Source organism: Glycomyces luteolus, assembly GCF_027622875.1.
Taxonomy (GTDB): Bacteria; Actinomycetota; Actinomycetes; order Mycobacteriales; family Micromonosporaceae; genus Glycomyces; species Glycomyces luteolus.
Genome location: NZ_JAPZVP010000001.1, coordinates 282,576 through 300,148, shown reverse-complemented (window position 1 = coordinate 300,148; position 17,573 = coordinate 282,576). Strand labels below are relative to the sequence as shown.

13 protein-coding genes and 1 tRNA gene are annotated in these 17,573 nt (G+C 68.4%); 7 read left to right on the top strand and 7 right to left on the bottom strand.

What is annotated here, in order from left to right; all coding sequences use genetic code 11:
- Positions 1–31 precede the first annotated feature (31 nt).
- The 5 genes from O1R50_RS01330 to O1R50_RS01310 all read left to right on the top strand — a co-directional run bounded on the left by O1R50_RS01330 (position 32) and on the right by O1R50_RS01310 (position 6,521).
- Positions 32–1,516, top strand: a complete 1,485-nt coding sequence (locus O1R50_RS01330) for an aminopeptidase P family protein (protein WP_270108033.1) — start codon at positions 32–34, stop codon at positions 1,514–1,516.
- Positions 1,517–1,905: 389 nt separating this feature from the next.
- Entirely contained in the window at positions 1,906–4,626 is a 2,721-nt protein-coding gene (gene acnA, locus O1R50_RS01325; RefSeq protein ID WP_408612575.1) for an aconitate hydratase AcnA, read from the top strand.
- A gap of 67 nt (positions 4,627–4,693) precedes the next feature.
- Positions 4,694–4,840 (top strand): hypothetical protein, encoded by a 147-nt coding sequence (locus O1R50_RS01320; RefSeq protein ID WP_270108031.1) that lies wholly within the window; start codon positions 4,694–4,696, stop codon positions 4,838–4,840.
- Positions 4,841–4,929: 89 nt separating this feature from the next.
- The gene (locus O1R50_RS01315; protein ID WP_270108030.1) at positions 4,930–5,385 is read left to right on the top strand and encodes a DUF3291 domain-containing protein; all 456 of its coding nucleotides are present in this window, start codon (positions 4,930–4,932) and stop codon (positions 5,383–5,385) included.
- 53 nt (positions 5,386–5,438) lie between these two features.
- Complete coding sequence (locus O1R50_RS01310; RefSeq protein WP_408612574.1) at positions 5,439–6,521, top strand: NAD(P)-binding domain-containing protein; 1,083 nt, start codon at positions 5,439–5,441, stop codon at positions 6,519–6,521.
- Here the strand turns inward: O1R50_RS01310 and O1R50_RS01305 are convergent.
- From O1R50_RS01305 to O1R50_RS01285, 5 genes are all read right to left on the bottom strand, one after another.
- On the bottom strand, positions 6,457–7,350 hold the full coding sequence (locus O1R50_RS01305) for an endonuclease/exonuclease/phosphatase family protein (protein ID WP_270108028.1): 894 nt from the start codon (positions 7,348–7,350) through the stop codon (positions 6,457–6,459). The genes O1R50_RS01310 and O1R50_RS01305 overlap by 65 nt on opposite strands.
- Before the next feature lie 41 nt (positions 7,351–7,391).
- The gene (locus O1R50_RS01300) at positions 7,392–8,303 is read right to left on the bottom strand and encodes an endonuclease/exonuclease/phosphatase family protein (RefSeq protein ID WP_270108027.1); all 912 of its coding nucleotides are present in this window, start codon (positions 8,301–8,303) and stop codon (positions 7,392–7,394) included.
- 229 nt (positions 8,304–8,532) lie between these two features.
- Positions 8,533–8,730, bottom strand: a complete 198-nt coding sequence (locus O1R50_RS01295) for a hypothetical protein (protein WP_270108026.1) — start codon at positions 8,728–8,730, stop codon at positions 8,533–8,535.
- A 153-nt stretch (positions 8,731–8,883) separates the two neighbouring features.
- Complete coding sequence (locus O1R50_RS01290) at positions 8,884–10,050, bottom strand: VLRF1 family aeRF1-type release factor (RefSeq protein ID WP_270108025.1); 1,167 nt, start codon at positions 10,048–10,050, stop codon at positions 8,884–8,886.
- A gap of 93 nt (positions 10,051–10,143) precedes the next feature.
- A complete protein-coding gene (locus O1R50_RS01285; protein WP_270108024.1) occupies positions 10,144–10,860 on the bottom strand; it encodes a DsbA family oxidoreductase in 717 nt (238 codons plus the stop codon).
- A gap of 157 nt (positions 10,861–11,017) precedes the next feature.
- Here O1R50_RS01285 and O1R50_RS01280 point away from each other — a divergent pair.
- Together O1R50_RS01280 and O1R50_RS01275 are read left to right on the top strand one after the other, a co-directional pair.
- Positions 11,018–11,089, top strand: a tRNA-Val gene (locus O1R50_RS01280).
- Between the two features lie 63 nt (positions 11,090–11,152).
- Complete coding sequence (locus O1R50_RS01275; RefSeq protein WP_270108023.1) at positions 11,153–11,365, top strand: FAD-dependent oxidoreductase; 213 nt, start codon at positions 11,153–11,155, stop codon at positions 11,363–11,365.
- 133 nt (positions 11,366–11,498) lie between these two features.
- On the opposite strand, the gene O1R50_RS01270 is transcribed toward O1R50_RS01275, so the two are convergent.
- On the bottom strand, positions 11,499–15,785 hold the full coding sequence (locus O1R50_RS01270) for a putative Ig domain-containing protein (protein WP_270108022.1): 4,287 nt from the start codon (positions 15,783–15,785) through the stop codon (positions 11,499–11,501).
- Positions 15,786–15,852: 67 nt separating this feature from the next.
- Positions 15,853–17,526: an AbfB domain-containing protein gene (locus tag O1R50_RS01265; RefSeq protein WP_270108021.1), complete on the bottom strand. Its 1,674-nt coding sequence runs from the start codon at positions 17,524–17,526 to the stop codon at positions 15,853–15,855.
- Positions 17,527–17,573 lie beyond the last annotated feature (47 nt).

The following is a 17,573-nucleotide window of genomic DNA, read 5'->3' as shown; positions in this document are numbered from 1 at the left end:
CGCGGCATCGATGGTTGGGAAAGGACCTGTCATGGCTGAGAAGAAGTCCGGCGAGCGGCCCCACGACCCCAAGTTCCCCGAGAAGTTCCTGAACTTCATGCGCACCGGCTGGGGTGCGACGGAACTCGACGTGGCCGAGTCGGCGCAGGCGGCCTACACGGCCCGCCGCCGCGATGCGGTCTCATCGGCCTTCCCCGGCGAGACGGTCGTCGTCCCCACGGGCGCCGAGAAGACCCGCTCGAACGACACCTTCTTCCGCTTCCGCGCGGGCTCGGACTTCGCCTGGCTCACCGGCGACCTCGACCCCGAGGGCGTGCTGGTCCTGCACCCGAACGGCTCCGGCCACGACGCGGTGCTGTACCGGCGCCCGCGCAAGGGCTACGACTCCGACGAGTTCTTCCGGTCAGCGAAGTACGGCGAGCTGTGGATCGGCCGCAAGCGGTCGCTGCAGGAGACCAGCCTGGAGCTGGGCATCGAGGTCCGCGATGTCGAACGGCTCGAGAGCGAGCTGGCGGGCGTGGAGCGCGGCAAGGTCCGCGTGCTGCGCGGCTTCGACGCCGGGGTCGACGCGCACTTCGCGGCCGAGGAGCCGACAAAGGACTTCGAAGGCCGGCCGCAGCTGACCCGCGACGGCGAACTGGCCGCGGTGCTCTCCGAACTCCGCCTGGTCAAGGACGCCTGGGAGCTCGAGCAGTTGCAGGAGGCCATCGACATCACCGTGCGCGGCTTCGAGGACGTGGCGCGGGTGCTGCCCTCGAACGGCTCGATCCCGGAGCGGGCCCTCGAAGGGGTGTTCGGCCTGCGTTCGCGCCTCGAGGGCAACGGCCTCGGGTACGACTCCATCGTGGGCGCCGGTTCGCACGCCACCACGCTGCACTGGATCACCAACGACGGCCGGACCACGCCGGGCGAGCTGATCCTCATGGACATGGGCGTGGAGAACAACCACCTCTACACCGCCGACGTCACCCGCACACTGCCGGTGAGCGGGCGGTTCACGCCGCTGCAGCGCGAGGTCTACGACATCGTGCACGCCTCGCAGCAGGCCGGCATGGACGTCATCAAGCCCGGCACCGAGTTCCAGGAGATCCACCAGACCTGCATGCGGGTGCTGGCCGAGGGCCTCAAGGACCTCGGGGTCCTGCCGGGTTCGGTCGACGAGGCGCTCGACAAGGACTCGCTGATCTACCGCCGCTGGACGTTGCACGGCTTCGGCCACATGCTCGGACTCGACGTGCACGACTGCGCGAACTCGCGCCCCGAGCACTACTACAAGGGCGCCGTCCAGGAGGACTTCGTGCTCACCGTCGAACCGGGCCTGTACTTCCAGGCCAATGACGAGCTGGTGCCCGAGGAGCTGCGCGGGGTCGGCATCCGCATCGAGGACGACGTGCGGGTCACCGCCGAGGGCTGCGAGAACCTCTCGGCCGGGCTGCCGCGCACCGCGGACGACGTGGAGTCCTGGCTCGAATCGCAGCGCGCGGCGGGTCCTCGCTTGCCGACGCTCGAGGCATGAATCTGCGGAGCCTAGCTGTGCAGACCATGCGGCGACGGGCATCACAGGGGCGGTGCATGCCCGGCGTGCCCGCAGCGTATAGTCCGAATTAAGACTTATATCCACCGCACCGGGCCGACGGCGGCCTACATCACCGCACACCGGCCGCCGTCGGCCTTTAACCTGTCCGGGCCTGGATGCGCTCTCCTGCAAGACGACTCAGCCTCGCAGCACCTCGTTAGGCTCGGCTAAGCAACGCCCTCGAAACGCCGAGTGCTACAGTTGGCCTCGTTAAATAAGACGGACGTACTGTTTAAAAGGCGGCTGCTCTGCCCGACCTCGGTTCCCGGCCCTTCAGGTTGGGGCAGACTGAAGCCGATCTTCAAATCCTGAATCGAGGAGCTCTCATGGTGAGTACGGACTCCTTCGGCGCCCGCGAGACGCTGCGGGTCGGCGAACACGAATACGACATCTTCAACATCGCAAAGGTCGAGGGACACGACCGGCTGCCGTACAGCCTCAAGGTCCTCCTCGAGAACCTGCTGCGCAACGAAGACGGCGCGGACATCACCGCCGACCACATCCGGGCGCTCGGCTCCTGGGACCCCGCCGCCAAGCCCAGCACCGAGATCCAGTTCACGCCCGCCCGCGTGATCATGCAGGACTTCACCGGCGTCCCCTGCGTCGTCGACCTCGCCACCATGCGCGAGGCCGTCCGCGACCTCGGCGGCGACCCGTCCAAGATCAACCCGCTCGCGCCCGCCGAGATGGTCATCGACCACTCCGTGATCGTCGACTTCTTCGGGCACCCCGACTCCTTCAAGCGCAACGTCGAGCGCGAATACGAGCGCAACCGCGAGCGCTACCAGTTCCTGCGCTGGGGCCAGACCGCCTTCGACGAGTTCAAGGTCGTCCCGCCCGGCACCGGCATCGTCCACCAGGTCAACATCGAGCACCTCGCGCGCGTCGTCATGACCCGCGACGGCGTCGCCTACCCCGACACCTGCGTCGGCACCGACTCCCACACCACCATGGAGAACGGCATCGGCGTCCTCGGCTGGGGCGTCGGCGGCATCGAGGCCGAAGCCGCGATGCTCGGCCAGCCGATCTCGATGCTCATCCCCCGCGTCGTCGGCTTCAAGCTCTCCGGCGACCTCCCCGCCGGGACCACCGCCACCGACCTCGTGCTCACCATCACCGAGATGCTGCGCGACCACGGCGTCGTCGGCAAGTTCGTCGAGTTCTACGGCGAGGGCGTCTCCTCCGTGCCCGTCGCCGACCGCTCCACGCTCGGCAACATGGCCCCCGAGTTCGGCTCCACCTGCGGCATCTTCCCGATCGACGAGCGCACCGTCGACTACCTGCGCCTCACTGGACGCACCGACGAGCAGATCGCGCTCGTCGAGGCCTACGCCAAGGCCCAGGGCATGTGGCACGACCCGTCGAAGGAGGCCGCGTACTCCGAGTACCTCGAGCTCGACCTCTCCACCGTCGTGCCCTCCATCGCCGGACCCAAGCGTCCGCAGGACCGCATCCAGCTCGACCAGGCCGGGCACCAGTGGCGCCGCGACGTCGCGAACTACGTCCACGACGAGGCCGGCGAGGAGTCCTTCCCGGGCTCCGACGCTCCCGCCGAGAAGGCGAACGGCGCCCGCCCGCACAACCCGCAGACCGTCAAGTCCGACGCCGGCGAGTTCGAGCTCGACCACGGCGCCGTCGTGATCGCCGCGATCACCTCGTGCACCAACACCTCCAACCCGTACGTCATGGTCGGCGCGGGCCTCCTCGCCAAGAACGCCGTCGAGGCCGGCCTGCTCTCCAAGCCGTGGGTCAAGACCTCCCTCGCACCGGGATCGCAGGTCGTCACCGGCTACCTGACCCGCGCCGGGCTCAGCCCGTACCTCGACAAGCTCGGGTTCAACCTGGTCGGCTACGGCTGCACCACCTGCATCGGCAACTCCGGCCCGCTCCCCGAGGAGACCTCGGCCGCGGTCCAGGCCGGCGACCTCGCCGTCGCGGCGGTCCTCTCGGGCAACCGCAACTTCGAAGGCCGCATCAACCCCGACGTCAAGATGAACTACCTGGCCTCCCCGCCGCTGGTCGTCGCGTACGCGCTGGCCGGGACCATGGACCTCAACCTGACGTCGGACCCGATCGGCCAGGGCAAGGACGGCCAGGACGTGTACCTGCGCGACATCTGGCCTTCCGCCGAGGACATCCGCGAGGTCGTCGACGGCAACATCGGCCGCGACATGTTCCTCAAGGAGTACGCCTCCGTCTTCGACGGCGACGAGACCTGGCAGTCCCTGCCGATCCCGACCGGCAACACCTTCGAGTGGGACGACGCCTCGACCTACGTGCGCAAGGCCCCGTACTTCGACGGCATGCCGGCCACCCCGGCCGCCGTCGAGGACATCACCGGCGCCCGCGTCATGGCGAAGCTCGGTGACTCGGTCACGACCGACCACATCTCCCCCGCCGGCTCCATCAAGGCCGACTCGCCCGCGGGCGAGTACCTGAAGGTCCAGGGCGTCTCCCCGGCCGACTTCAACTCCTACGGCTCGCGCCGAGGCAACCACGAGGTCATGGTCCGCGGCACCTTCGCGAACATCCGCCTGCGCAACCAGCTCGCGCCGGGCACCGAAGGCGGCTGGACCCGCGACTTCACCCAGGCCGGCGGCCCGGTGTCGACCATCTACGACGCCTGCCAGAACTACGCCGCCGAGGGCACCCCGCTGGTCGTCTTCGCCGGCAAGGAGTACGGCACGGGTTCGAGCCGCGACTGGGCCGCGAAGGGCACCCGCCTGCTGGGCGTCAAGGCCGTCATCGCCGAGTCCTACGAGCGCATCCACCGCTCGAACCTCATCGGCATGGGCGTCCTCCCGCTCCAGTTCCCGGAGGGCGAGTCGCACCAGAGCCTCGGCCTCACCGGCGAGGAGACCGTCTCGATCTCGGGCGTCACCGCGATCAACGACGGCATCCCGGCCACGGTCACCGTGACCGCCGTCAAGCCCGACGGGGCCGAGACCACCTTCGAGGCCGTGGTCCGCCTGGACACCCCGGGCGAGGCCGAGTACTACCGCAACGGCGGCATCCTCCAGTACGTCCTCCGCGGACTGCTGGCCGAATAACCGCTGAAGAGTCCTGAGGGGCGGGCCAGTGGCCCGCCCCTTTTCCCTGCGCCCGAGGAGGAAGACCGTGACCGACCCCGCCCGGTACCGGGACCCGCGCGGAGCCGCCGGGCACCGGGTCGACGGGGATGCGGACGTCATCGGCTACCGGCGCTGCTACACCCGCGATCCCTTCGGCAACCGCCTGGAGTTCCTCACGCCCTTTGAGGACTGAGTCCCCGGCGAATCCCAGTCGACTGGGGTGCGACTGGGTTTCGCATGCAGCCGTTGACGACGGGTGCGGAGCGCTGGCAGGCTCGTGGCATGAGTGCGGGATATGAACTGGCGCAGGTGAACATCGGGCGGATCCTGGCGCCCTTCGACAGCGAGGTGATGCAAGGGTTCACTTCCAAGCTGCAGGAGGTGAACGCCGTCGCCGACCACGCCGAGGGTTTCGTGTGGCGCTTGATCGACGAGCAGGGGTCGGACGCGACCGCGTTCCGGGTGTTCGACGACGAATGGCTCGCGGTCAACATGTCGGTGTGGACCTCGCCGGAGGCCCTGAACGCCTATGTGTACGGGCCCGAGCACCGCGCGATGCTCAAGCGGCGCCGCGAATGGTTCGCGCACCTCACCGAGGCGTACTCGGCGATGTGGTGGGTCCCGGCCGGGCACCGGCCGACCCTGCCGGAGGCGGAGAAGCGGCTCACGATCCTCCGCGAGAAGGGCCCGACCGCCGAGGCGTTCACGATGAAGGAGTTGTTCCCCCGCCCTGAGTGAACGGGCTCACCTCGCGGAATCACCTCCTCCTCCAAGTCGTTCCACTAGAGGTGATTCGCGAGGTCGAGGTCGTCGTCATCGGGGCCGGGCAGGCCGGGCTCTCGGCCGCCTACTTCCTGCGGCGGCACTTCGAGCCCGAGACCGAGTTCGCAGTGCTCGACCACGCGCCGCATGCGGGCGGCGCCTGGCAGTTCCGCTGGCCGACCCTCACATTCGAGACGGTCAACGGCGTCTACCGGCTCCCGGGCATGGCCGTGCCCGAACCCGAGCCGACCACGCCCGTCTCCGGGGTCATCTCCTCCTACTTCGCCGACTACGAGCGCGAATTCGACCTGCGCGTGCAGCGGCCCGTCTCCGTGGGATCGGTGCGGCCGCTCCCCGACAAGCGCCTCGAGGTCGTCACCGATCGGGGCACCTGGATCACCCGCGCGCTCATCAACGCCACCGGCACCTGGGAGCGCCCGTTCTGGCCCCGGTACGCGGGGCAGGAGACGTTCGCCGGCAGGCAGCTGCACACCGCGCAGTACCGCGGTCCCGAGGAGTTCGCGGGCCGTCGCGTCGCCGTGATCGGCGGCGGCATCTCCGGGATCCAGCACCTGCTGGAGATCGACCCGGTCGCCGCGTCCACGCACTGGATCACGCGGCGCGAACCGCAATGGCGCTCAGGGGACTTCAACCCGGACCGGGGCCGCGAGGTGGTCGCGATGGTCGAGGAGCGGGTGCGGCGGGGACTGCGGCCGCAATCGGTCATCAGTGTGACCGGCGTGCCGCTGACGTCCGAGATCCGGGCCGCGCGGGCCGCGGGCGTCCTCGATCGGCTGCCGATGTTCGACTCGATCACGCCCGAGGGTCTGAGCTGGGACGACGGAACGTTCATCCCCGTCGACACCATCCTGTGGGCCACCGGATTCCGGGCGGCGCTCGATCATCTCGCGCCGTTGAAGCTGCGCGGGTCCGGCGGCGGGATCGTCATGGACGGCACCAGGGCGGCGGCCGACGCGCGCGTGCACCTGGTGGGCTACGGCCCCTCGGCCAGCACGATCGGCGCGAACCGGGCGGGTCGCGCAGCGGTCAGCGAGATCCGTGAGTTCCTCGGCGTGCGCCCGGGCGCGGCTCGCGCCGGGGCACGAGACTGAGCACCGCCTGGACCGGCCAGTGGTCCGAAGGGGTCAGGCCCCCTTCGGCATAGGAGTTGACTCCGGCGCGGTGGACCTCGACGGCGCAGTCCGCGCTCGGCCGGGCGAGGATCCAGTCCATGCGGGTCGGGCCCTCGGCGGGCACGGGCCGCCAGCGGTTGAACGTGGCCCAGTTCGGGGTGATGTGCTCGTCCGCGCTCTCCCAAGCGTCCGCGAGGCCACCGCCGGTGAGCGCCCGGTAGGTCGCCGAATCGGGGCCGCAGTTGAAGTCTCCGGCCACGATCACCGGGTCGAGGAAGGGAGCGATGGTCCGCAGGAGCAGGTCCGCGCCCTTGCGCCGGGCCTTCTCGGAGCGGTGGTCGAAGTGGTTGTCGACCACGTAGAACCGGCGTCCGGTCACGCGGTCCTCCAAGTGCACCCAGGTGAGCATCCGGACGGTGCCGCTCCCCCAGTTGCGCGAGCCGATCACGTTGGGGTGCTTGGAGAGCCAGAGGTGGTCGTATTCGAGCGGGAGGAGCCGGGCGGTGTCCCAGAAGATCGCGGTGGCCTCGCTGCGGGAGCCGCCGCCGCGGCCGAGGTGGACCCAGTCGTAGCCGTCGAGGTCTTCGCGGAGTTCGAGGAGCTGGCGGAAGCGGCCCTCCTGGGTGCAGATCACGGAGGGCAGTTCGTTGTCGAGGACCGCCTTGACGAGGGGGCGCCGCCGCCACCAGGAGTGCGGGGCGCTGCCGGAGGCGGACTTGAGGTTGTAGGTCATGACATGCAGGAACGGCGGTTCCACGGGACCCAGCAGCGGGTGCCCGGGCGGGGCGGCGATCAGCGCGTCGTTCACCTTTTCAACGGTATCCGCGCGATCGCCGCCCCGGTGACCGTTTACGGGAGCTCGATGAGCGCCTGCGCGGCCCAGTGGTCGGAGGGCGTGCGCCCGTCCTTGGAGTAGGTGTTGACGCCGGCCTTGAGGATCCGCACCTCGGGGGTGGTGAGGATCCAGTCGATGCGCCGCTCCTCCTCGGTCGGGACCGGGTCCCAGCCGTTCCAGGTGCCGTAGACGGGGGTGACCTGCTCGTCGGCGGCGAGCATGGTGTCGACGAGGCCGCCGTCGGTGAGGATCTGGTAGATCGGCGTGTCCGGGGTGTTGTTGAAGTCCCCGGCGACGACGACCGGGGAGGTCCAGGCGGCGATGACGTCGAGGTTCATCTGCGCGCCCTTCTGGCGCGACGGCTCGGACTGGTGGTCGAAGTGGTTGTTAACCACATAGAAGTCCTTGCCGCTCAGCAGGTCCTGGAAGCGGACCCAGGTGAGCATCCGGACGACGCTGTTGCCCCAGCTCTTGGAGCCGATGAGCAGCGGCGTGTCCGAAAGCCACAGGTGGTCGTACTCGAGTGCCTTGAGTCGCTTGCGGTCCCAGAAGACCGCGGTGGCCTCGCTCTTGGAGCCGCCGAGACGGCCGAGGTGGATCCAGTCGTGGTCCTTGAGGTCCTCGAGGACGTCCTGGTTCTGGCCGTACAGACCCTCCTGCGTGAACAGGATCGTGGGCTGCTCGCGTTTGAGGACCGTCTTGACGAGCGGGCGGCGCTCGTCCCAGGTGCGGGGCGAGGGGTCGCCGCCCTCGTAGCGGAGGTTGAAGGAGATGAGGTGGAGCTGCTCGCCGTCGGGCGCGCCGATGAGGGAGCCGGTGAGGGTCTCCTCGGCTTGGGCCGCACCGGCAATGGCACCGGAGGCGACGGCGGAGGCGCCGACCGCGAGGCCGGCGCCGAGGACGTTTCGTCTACTGAGGATGGTCATGGAACCTCTATATCTCAGGTGAAACCGGGTGGAGGGTAAGTGAACGACAAATGCCACTTTCCGGCAACCTGCAACCGGTGAACTCGGGATGAATGCACCTCGGCCCCATGCGAAACGCCCTCCCCTTCCAGGGAGGGCGTCGGCCCGGTCCGCGACTCCATCGGGGACGGCCCGCCGGCTTGCTACAGCACCGAGTCCCCGACTTCGTCGCAGACCGAGCGCCGGTTTCCTAGAGCGGCAGGGTGCGGATGCCGTCGAGCATGGACAGACCGACGGCACCCGTATGGAGCATCAATACGGTTCTGAAAGAACGCAGTTGAGGGTTTGCGAGCGCCAGTGCGATGGTGGCCGCGGCAGGGAAGCGAACTTCGGTGCCGTAGAGCTCCGCATCGGTCGGCGGAGCAGGGGGTTCAGGAGCGGTGGCCATGGCGAGGGGCGGCTCCGGGCGTGATGAGGCGGGGTGAGGCGCTGTGATCATCCCGGGAACGGCTCAGGGCCGCGGGAGGTGAGAAACCCGCGGCCCTGGATCGTACTGCCGAAGATAGGTTAGCATAACCTAACTCGATGCATCAATCGGTGGTCACCAGCGCAGGAACGCGCCGACCCCTCCCGCCTTCTCGTCGAGCTGCACGCCGTCGTTGAGGATCGACACCCTCGCGTCCGAGGCCAGCGCCATCTCGATCATCGCCTCGCCGAGCTGGGCGTCCGCGATCGCGGTGGCGAGCTCGGGCTCGCCCGGTGCGATCGAGTCGGCCAGGACCGTGCCGTCCGGGATGCGGCGGCCGCTCCACACCGAGTCGCGCTCGATGACGAGCCGGTCGACCCGGCCGTCCTGGAGCGCGTCGAGCACGGCTTCGGAGCCTGCGACGGTCTTGCGCGGGGACTCGGCGAAGTCCTCGGTGAGGCGCTTGTCGCGGGCCGCCCGTGCGGCGGCGATCTCAGGCGCGAGGGCCTGCTGGATCTGCGCGGGCGTGGACTGGCTGAGCACCAGTTGCGAGGGCACGACCTCGGCCTTGAACCCGTTGCGCAGCGATTTGGAGGAGGCCTCCACGAGCTCGGGTTCGCCCGAGATGACGAGCTGCTCCCAGCCGAAGGTCGCCACGTGCTCCTCCAGCGTGGAGTGCGCGGCGGCGAGGAACTTCTGGAGGTGCTCGGCGATGCGGTAGTCGAACAGGTCCTGCTGGTTGGAGGAGACGTAGCCGTCCCGACCGCCCCAGGCGCTGTGGGAGGCGCCGGGGCCCTTCATGACCCGCCATTCGGCGGTGTCGAGCGCGAAGTGGAGCCCGGAGACCTCCTCGCACCTGCCGAAGCGGCTGTCGAAGAGGCGCATGCCCTTGCCGTCGACGACGGCGATGCCGGTCGGGGAGCCCTCGGCCCAGGCGGCGAACATCGGGGCGATGTGGGAGCGGGGGGCGAGGGCGACCCGGTCGGTCAGCGGCGTCTGCATCTCGACGCTGTAGGTCTGGCCGCTGGCGAGGCCGACGAACAGCGCGCGGCCGATCCCGGGTGCGCCGGGTCGGACGAGCTGCTCGATGTCGAGCTTCATCTCCTCGAGGCGGCGGCCGAGCGCGGAGCGCGTGCCGTTGTCGACGGATTCGAGCAGTTGCTTCAGGCCCTGGTCGAGCCGGGTCTTCCAGGGCGGCTGGGAACCTTCCTGCCGGGGGTCGGCGTTGACGTAGAGCGAGAGCACGCCGGTGTCGTCGCGCAGTTTCACCAGCCTGAGTTGCGTCTCGCGGTCCATCGGCATGGCTATCGCCTCCTCGATCGAGCGGAATTCGCCTCAGGATATTCCCGCAGCTGCCCGTTCGTGAAGGTTTCGCAAGTTAGGCCCGGACCCGTTTCAGATGGGGCATCCGTCGGGGCCGCACGCCTCGGCGTCCTCGGCGCCGCCGATCGTGGTCAGCGCCGGACGCTTTTCGCTCCACGCCTTTTCCAGGACCTCGGCGAAGAGCGCGGTGGGCTGGGCGCCGGAGACGCCGTACTTCTCGTCGACGACGAAGAACGGCACGCCGGTCGCGCCGAGGGCGGCGGCTTCGGCCTCGTCGGCGCGCACGGCCTCGCGGTAGGCCTCGGGGTCGTCGAGCACGGCGACGACCTCGGCCTTGTCGAGCCCGGCGGCGACCGACACCTCGATCACCCGCTCGCGTTCGAAGATCGAGGCCTCGTCGGCGAAGTTCGCGCTGTAGAACGCCTGCCAGACCTCGGCCTCCAGGCCCCGCTCGGAGGCGAGGTGCAGGAGCCGGTGCAGGTCGAAGGTGTTGCCGTGGTCGCGGCCCTCCGCCTGGTAGTCGAGGCCTTCGGCCTTCGCCAGGTCTTGGAGCCGGTACTCCCCGGCCTGCGCCTGGGCCGGGCTCATGCCGTACTTCTTGACGAGCATGTCGACGACAGGGGCGGTGTCGCCCGGTTCGCGGTGCGGGTCGAGTTCGAAGGAGCGGTGCCGGATCTCGACGTCGACCTTCCCGTCGAGCTGCTGCACGGCCTTGTCGAACCGGGCCTTTCCGACGTAGCACCACGGGCAGGCGATGTCGGACCAGATGTCCACACGTAGCTTTTCCACGAACCCAACAACACTTGAAGCTTCCACCGAATTCCGGGCTGTGCCGCACGCCTCCCCCGGCGTCCACGATGCGGAACGGCCGGTATACCCGCCATTCGCGCCCAAGCCTCCGTTCAGGTACCCTTTCTCAGGCTCGGCGCGCTCCCGCGCGCCCTCCGGGTGCTTAGCTCAGCGGTAGAGCACCTCGCTTACAACGAGGTGGTCACAGGTTCGATCCCTGTAGCACCCACAACATATTCCTATTCTTGAATCTCGTTCATATTTGTTGTGTCCCAACACATCTCACCTCATCATGAATGAGACCGACGCGATCCATGCCATGAGCCCGGCCTTGGGCATCGGCGCCAACACGGCGCTGCGCGACGCGCACGTTCTCAGAGGGGAACTGCTCGCCGTCGCCTGGGGAGGAAAGGAACTGCTGGACGGTATCGGCGCCTACGAACAGGCCATGCGCGACTACGGGTACAAGGCGCTTCGGACGTCCGCAGCAGTAGGGCAGAAGTGATCGGCCACCTTCCGCCGCCTGAGTAGGCCGCGCTCGAGCCAGATCGCGTCTCGAACGAGTCGTGAAAGGGTTCGCTTTCAGATCATGTAGGAGCCCGGGCGCCGCAGCGCCCGGGCTCTCATTTCCAGGGTGGTCAGGACTCGACAAGTGCGTCGAGCGCGTCGGCGAGCGCGTCGGCGGCGGTGTCCACCTCCTTCTGGGTGGCGCCCTTGTCGTCGGAGACGGTTCGGGCGTTGTCGCGGGCGGTGGTGAATACGGCCCAGGAGTCGGACGTCCAGTCGGTCTGGTTCAGCGCCTCGCTCTCTGACAGGTAGAGATCGAGGCCGGTCTTGTCGATCGCGTGGACCAGGAACTGGACTTCGGCGAAGTTGGTGAAGCCGTCGGCCCCGCTGACGCGCAGCTCCTCGTACCGCACCGCCTCGGCCAGGTTCACCGTGTTCCAGCCCGCAACGGCGGTGCCGGTACTGGCGAAGGTCGTCCAGGTCGCGCCGCCGTCGTTGGAGCCCTGGAGGTCAACGTTGCTGGCGCGGACGGTCAACCCCGAACGCGGGTAGTACTTGACGGCTTCGACCGAGAAGGCAGTGCCGTCGGTCGGGATGACCGAGACCCAGCCTGCCGCTGTCTTGGTGTCCGTGAACGTGCCGGTGTTCCCGTCGAACATGGCCCAGCCGTTGGCGGCCGCGTCCCGCTTGCCGTCCCAGGACACCGAGCTGGCCGTCACCCAAGACGGGTCGAGGGTCGCGGCGATCCGGGTCGCCGACGGTTCGAGCAGGTCCCAGGCGTCCAGGAGCCGAAGTGCGAGCACGGTCTCGTCCGCACCGTCCTCGGCCGCAGCGGCCTTGACGGCCCCCAGCTCACGGGTGAACAGGATCGCCGAAGCCCGCGAGTAAGCGGTCAGGTCGACCGCTTCGGCGCGGGCGATGACCGGGTCGAGGTCGAGGTGAAGGTCGCCGAAGACGCGCAACTCGGCGATGTCGATGTAGGTGCTGCTGCTGACCCGCAGGTAGCGGTAGTTTCCGGTGTCGGTCGCCTCCAGGTTCTGCCACGACATGGTCTTGAACGGCTGCTCGGCGATGGTCGTCCAGTGCTCAAGGTCGTCAGAGCCCTGGAAGACCAGATCGGGCATGCGGACCATGCCGTTGTTGTTCTGCGCGGCAAGGTAGTCGATCCGGTCCAGAGCGACGCTCGAGCCGGCCCCGAAGTCCCAGATCAGGTGGAACTGCCCGTCCACTGCGGGCACGCTGCTCTGCGTGGAGGCGCTGCCGTCGAGCATGAGCGAGGCCTGAGCGGACTTCGCCGTATCGGCCTCACCGGAGGCACCTACGACCTGGAAATGGGCGAAGTCGATCAGGTTCGACTCATCGGCCCCGTAGAGGTACGTGCCGTCGGTCGTTCCGTGGATCGTCTCGGCAATCTGGCCCTTCGTGGTGGTGTGATCGATCGCGATGTCGAGCGGTCCTCCGCCCTCGAGCGCTCCGAGCGCTCCGGTCGCACTCCATGACAGGCCGTCTTCGCTGGTCGCTGGCAGCGTCTGGCCGCCCACGGTCACTTCGACGTCCGAGATCGCGGTGGGGCTGGAGAAGGCGACCGTGACGTCGTCGCCCTCGGTGACGCGGCGCGCGAGCGCGTCCGGGGAGGTCACCGACACGGTGTCGATGTCGCCCTTGACCTCAGAGCGGATGCCGTCGATGCGGAACCGCTGGAAGCACCACAGGCCCGGATAGGCCGGGTCGGTCGCGATGCCGGGGTTGTCGACCTGGAGCTTCAGGTAGCGGTATTGCTCTCCCCGATGCTCCTCGACGACGCCGATGGTGTCCCACTTGTTGGTGTTCTCGGTGTCCCGCTCGGTCAGGAGGTCCCAGGTGATGCCGTCGTTCGAGCCGTACACATTGGTGCCCTCCATCCGGTTCCCGAACGTGAAGTTGGCCAGGAAACCGAAGGAGTCGGCGGCGACCCGGTACTGGGGTCCGAAGTCGAGCACGAAGGATGCCACGAGCAGGTTCGGAATGCCTCCGTCGCTGCCCTCGCTGGCGAGGAGGTCCACCGCCGCGGGCGAGATCACGGTCGGAGTGACCACCCCGTCGCCGAAGTCCAGCGTGCCGTCCTCCAGATGCGGGTTGAGCAGCCGCAGGGCGTCGACAGCGGCGAGCAGCTTGGTGAGCGCCGCCTCGAACTCCTCCTGCGAAGCTCCCTCGGGCACGTTCTTGGCCTCGTGGAGCGCCGCGAGGAACGGCTCGTGCGTGACCGTCGTGTAGACCGCGAAGCTCAAGGTGCCGTCCGCGAGGACGGCATCGATGGTCTTCGCGCGGTTCTTGGAGGCCGCCAACGTGAAGGTGCGGGCGGCAACCGTCTGGCCGTCGTCGGCGATGACCTGGACCTCGTAGCGGCCGGACTGGCCGTCAGCGGGTTTCCAGGTCAGTTCGCCGGTCGCGGCGCCGAGCGACGCTCCTTCGGGCAGACCGGCGGCCCTGTAAGCCACGTTTCCCCCGGTGTCGACGGCGGACAGGTCGATCGACTTCTCGTTCCGCTCCGTGAAGTAGAAGCGGTCGTCGGCCTGCGTGAACTGCGGTGCGGTCAGGTCCTTCGCGGCGGTGAGGATCACGCTGTGCAGGTCCACGGTGGTGCCTTCGGCGCCCTTGAGGCGATAGAAGTGTACGTTCTGACCGCCCGCCGGGTAGGCCACGTAACGCCATTCGCCGCCCGTGTCCGGCAGCTCCATCGACGGCACGATCGGATCGAAGTCGTACTCGTCCGGGTTGATCCCCGAGGGGTCCTCCTTCTGCAGCACTTCGAGACTCGCAGGCCCGTCACTGCGGTACTTCAGGCCCAGCAAGGTCTGCCCGCCCCACATCACGCGGCTGACGACGCTGGTCGTGCCGGTCTCGGAGAGCGAGGCGCGCGCGAACGTGGCGCCGTCCTCGGTCACCATCTCGGTGCTGTCGTCGAGCAGCAGCCCGGCCTTCTCAAAGGTCAGCGCCGCATTCCCGGGCAGCGGCTTCGGGGTGGTCCCGGCCAGCTCCTCGGGGAACGCGACCCAGTACTCGGGGTTCTTGTCGCCCGCGGCCCAGAAGTTCGCGACGGCGGTCCCCCCGTAGAAGTACGGGCCGTCCATACGGTTCGACAGCTCGGCCACCCAGGGCGCTTCGGTCTCGACGTCGACGCCGCGCTCGTACCGGTACTCGTAATACAGCTCGTTGACCGGGTTGAACATCCGGCCCCGGTACGCCTCGGAGACACTGCCGTCCCAGCCCTCGCCGCGCTCGTCGGCCCAGGGGATCCGCGATCCCAGCATGAACCCGAAGAACTGGTTCGCACCATCGAGGAGCCGCTGGTCGAGGAAGTCATAGGCGCTCACCGCGTCCGAGGCGGTCGAGACCGTCCCGGCGTCGGGGTCGACTTTGGTGCCCTGGACTTCGAGCATCCGCGCCAGGGCGGTGAAGTTGTCGATGTTGCACTCGCCGTGGGCCTGGTCGCGGCCCATCTCGCGGACCTGCACGAAGTCGTACCCGTAGGGGTTCGCCGGGTCATCGGCTTCAATGAGCGGGATCTGCGGGGCGATCGCGCCGTTGTCGTAGCCGTCATACGTCGAGTTCACCGTGGTCCACTCGACGCCCTTGGCGTAGCCCTCGGCGTCGTCCGCGTAGATCGCGGTCGCGATGCGCCCGAACAACCCGAAGTTGTGCTGGTTCATCCACTTCTTGTTGGAGAAGTTGAAGACATCGACGACCGGATTCGCATAGTTGCCGAGCAGGTTCGCATCGTCCTGATCGCTCCACACCACGTCATAGCCGTTGTAGGTCCCCGGCGTGTCGTCGGCGAGCGGCTCGGTGGCGCGAATGATCTCGGCGGCCATGAGGTGCTGGTAGAGCGGGTGCCCGGTGTGGATGTGCGCGTCAGGGAAGTACGCGTACCCCTCGGGGTTCATGTCGGCCCAAGCCCGCAGGGACTGGACCGCGTTGCGCCGGTACACCTCGTCGCCGGTCATGACCCACATCAGCGACTGGGTCAGCGAACCGAACGAGTCGTTCCGCTGGCGGGTGCGCATGCCGCCCTGCACGTAGGTGTCGGTGAGCGCCTTGTCGGGTTCAGCGGCCGACTTCGAGTTCGAGGCCCGGTAGGTCGTCGACGCGAAACCGGTGGCGGTCATGGCATCGAAGTAGGAGGCCCACGGCTCCTGGTTCGAGCGGACCATCTCCTGCGCGTTGCGCAGATCCTCCGCCGACAGGCCCACACCGGGGTGGACGAACCCGGCGTCGGACACGGTCTCGTTGATCACCACGACGTTGTCGGTGATGAGGTCCTCGTACTCGGCGGCCTGCACCGCCTGCGGGGGTGCGGCGAGCATCCCCGCGGCTATGGCGGCCGCAGCGGCGAGTGCCGGCAGGCGACTCGGCCGCGGTACCGCGACTTTGGTTCTCAAGAGAGGTTCCTTTCATTGCAGGGCGGGCGGTCGGGCCCGCGATCACGGGCCCGACCGTAATCGCGGGTCAGCTCGTGATCCGGAAGGTGGCGTCGGCCTTGCCGACGCTGTCGCCGCTAGGGACCACGGCGGTCCGGAGGATGTTGTACGCGTGGCGCACATGCAGGCTGGAATCGCCGTAGAGCTGGAACGAGGTCCAGGCCGAGTCCGCGAGGCCGGCGACCGTGCGGAATGTGGCGTCCTTGGCGAACTGCGCCGAGCCGTCGTTCTCTTCCAGCTTGAGGACCGTGTCGTTCACGCGCAGGTAGTAGCCGGGGAGGTTGACCGACTCGAACGAGACGCAGTCGTCGGCGCGGTCGGCCAGGCCTGAGGACACCTGAAACCAGGTGTCCGCCGCGGGGCTCGCGTTCTCCGCGACGCCCGCGGCGAAGCCGACGTGGCGCCAATACCGGGTCTGGAAGTTGTAGGACTGGATCCGGTTGTAGGGCACCGTGGTCCGGTCGCGGGAATACAGGAGTGTGCCGTACCCGAGAGCGTCGTATCCGCCGGAGGTCGAGCCGTAATCGCCGCCGCCTCCTTCCGGATCGATCGAGGCGGCGATCGCGGCCGTGTTCGGCATCTCGATGCCGCGCCGGGAGTGGTAGTGGCCGTAGACCATCGCCCACACCGGCCGCACGCTGCCGCGCCCACCGCTGCCGATGACCGTCTGCTCGTTGTAGGCGCAATTGTTGCCCGAGCCCCAGCTGTAGGTCGTGTAGGGGACGTTGTTGCCGAGGTTGTAGGAGGCGACGTACTCGGCGACCTTGGCGAACGCGTTGTCGTCGGCCGAATAGAGGTCGATCCCCTGGTTCCAGGCCGTCTCCATGAACGTGGCCATGAGCCCGATGCCGAGGATGGTGTGGGCCTGGTCGCGGCCGGACTCCTGCCACTGCGCGAGGCCGTCGTCGTGGGTGAAGGGGATCGCGCCCCGGATGGAGCCGTTGCCGACGCCGTTCCAGAAGTAGTCGATCGCCTGGTCGATGATCGTGTCGTCGTCGCAGAGAATGCCGGTTGCGAGCACAGCGTTCATCGCGGCCAGGTCCCAGTTCGCCCAGTAGTGGGTCGCGCAGGTCCCGTTGTGGCTGCCCAGGAAACCGGTGGTCAGAGGATGGAAGACGTCCATCATCATGTTCTGGAACGCGCCGAGGTCGAAGCCCGGGGCGCCGCGCAGCAATTCGGCGGCGTTCGCGAACTGGTAGCCCTGGAGCCCGGCGCACAGCAGCGCGTCGGTGCTGCCGTTGATCTCGGTCAACGTCGACGACCACGCGTTGCAGATCGCGACGGCGGCGTCGCGGTTGGCGGTCGTGCCGGCGATGCGCCAGCGCAGCGCGTTCTGATAGGCGGCGTGGACGTCCCTGTAGAGCACCGGGTAGTTCTGGGTGCCGGAGCCTCCGCGCGTGATGACGGAGGTGGCGCTGGGGGTCCGGGTGCTCTGCGAGTGCGAGCTGGCCGCCAGCTTGTTCCAGCCGGCGAGCCAGGGCTCGGCGCCGGCGGCGACTTTCGCCGCGATGTAGTCGAGGTCGGGCTGGGTGTGCAGCATCGCCGGGTGGCTGACGGCCTGGATGCCGGCCGTCTGGGCCTCGGCGTTCTGCGCCGAGTCGAAAGCGAGGCTGCCGAGTCCGGCGAGAGCCAGGCCGCCAGTGACAGCGGCGCCTTTGAGGAGGGGTCGCCGGGCGAGGCGGCCTAGGTCGAATGGTGTCATGGTGCTCCTTTGCGCCATGCGGTGTGCGATGCCGGGGAATTGCCACC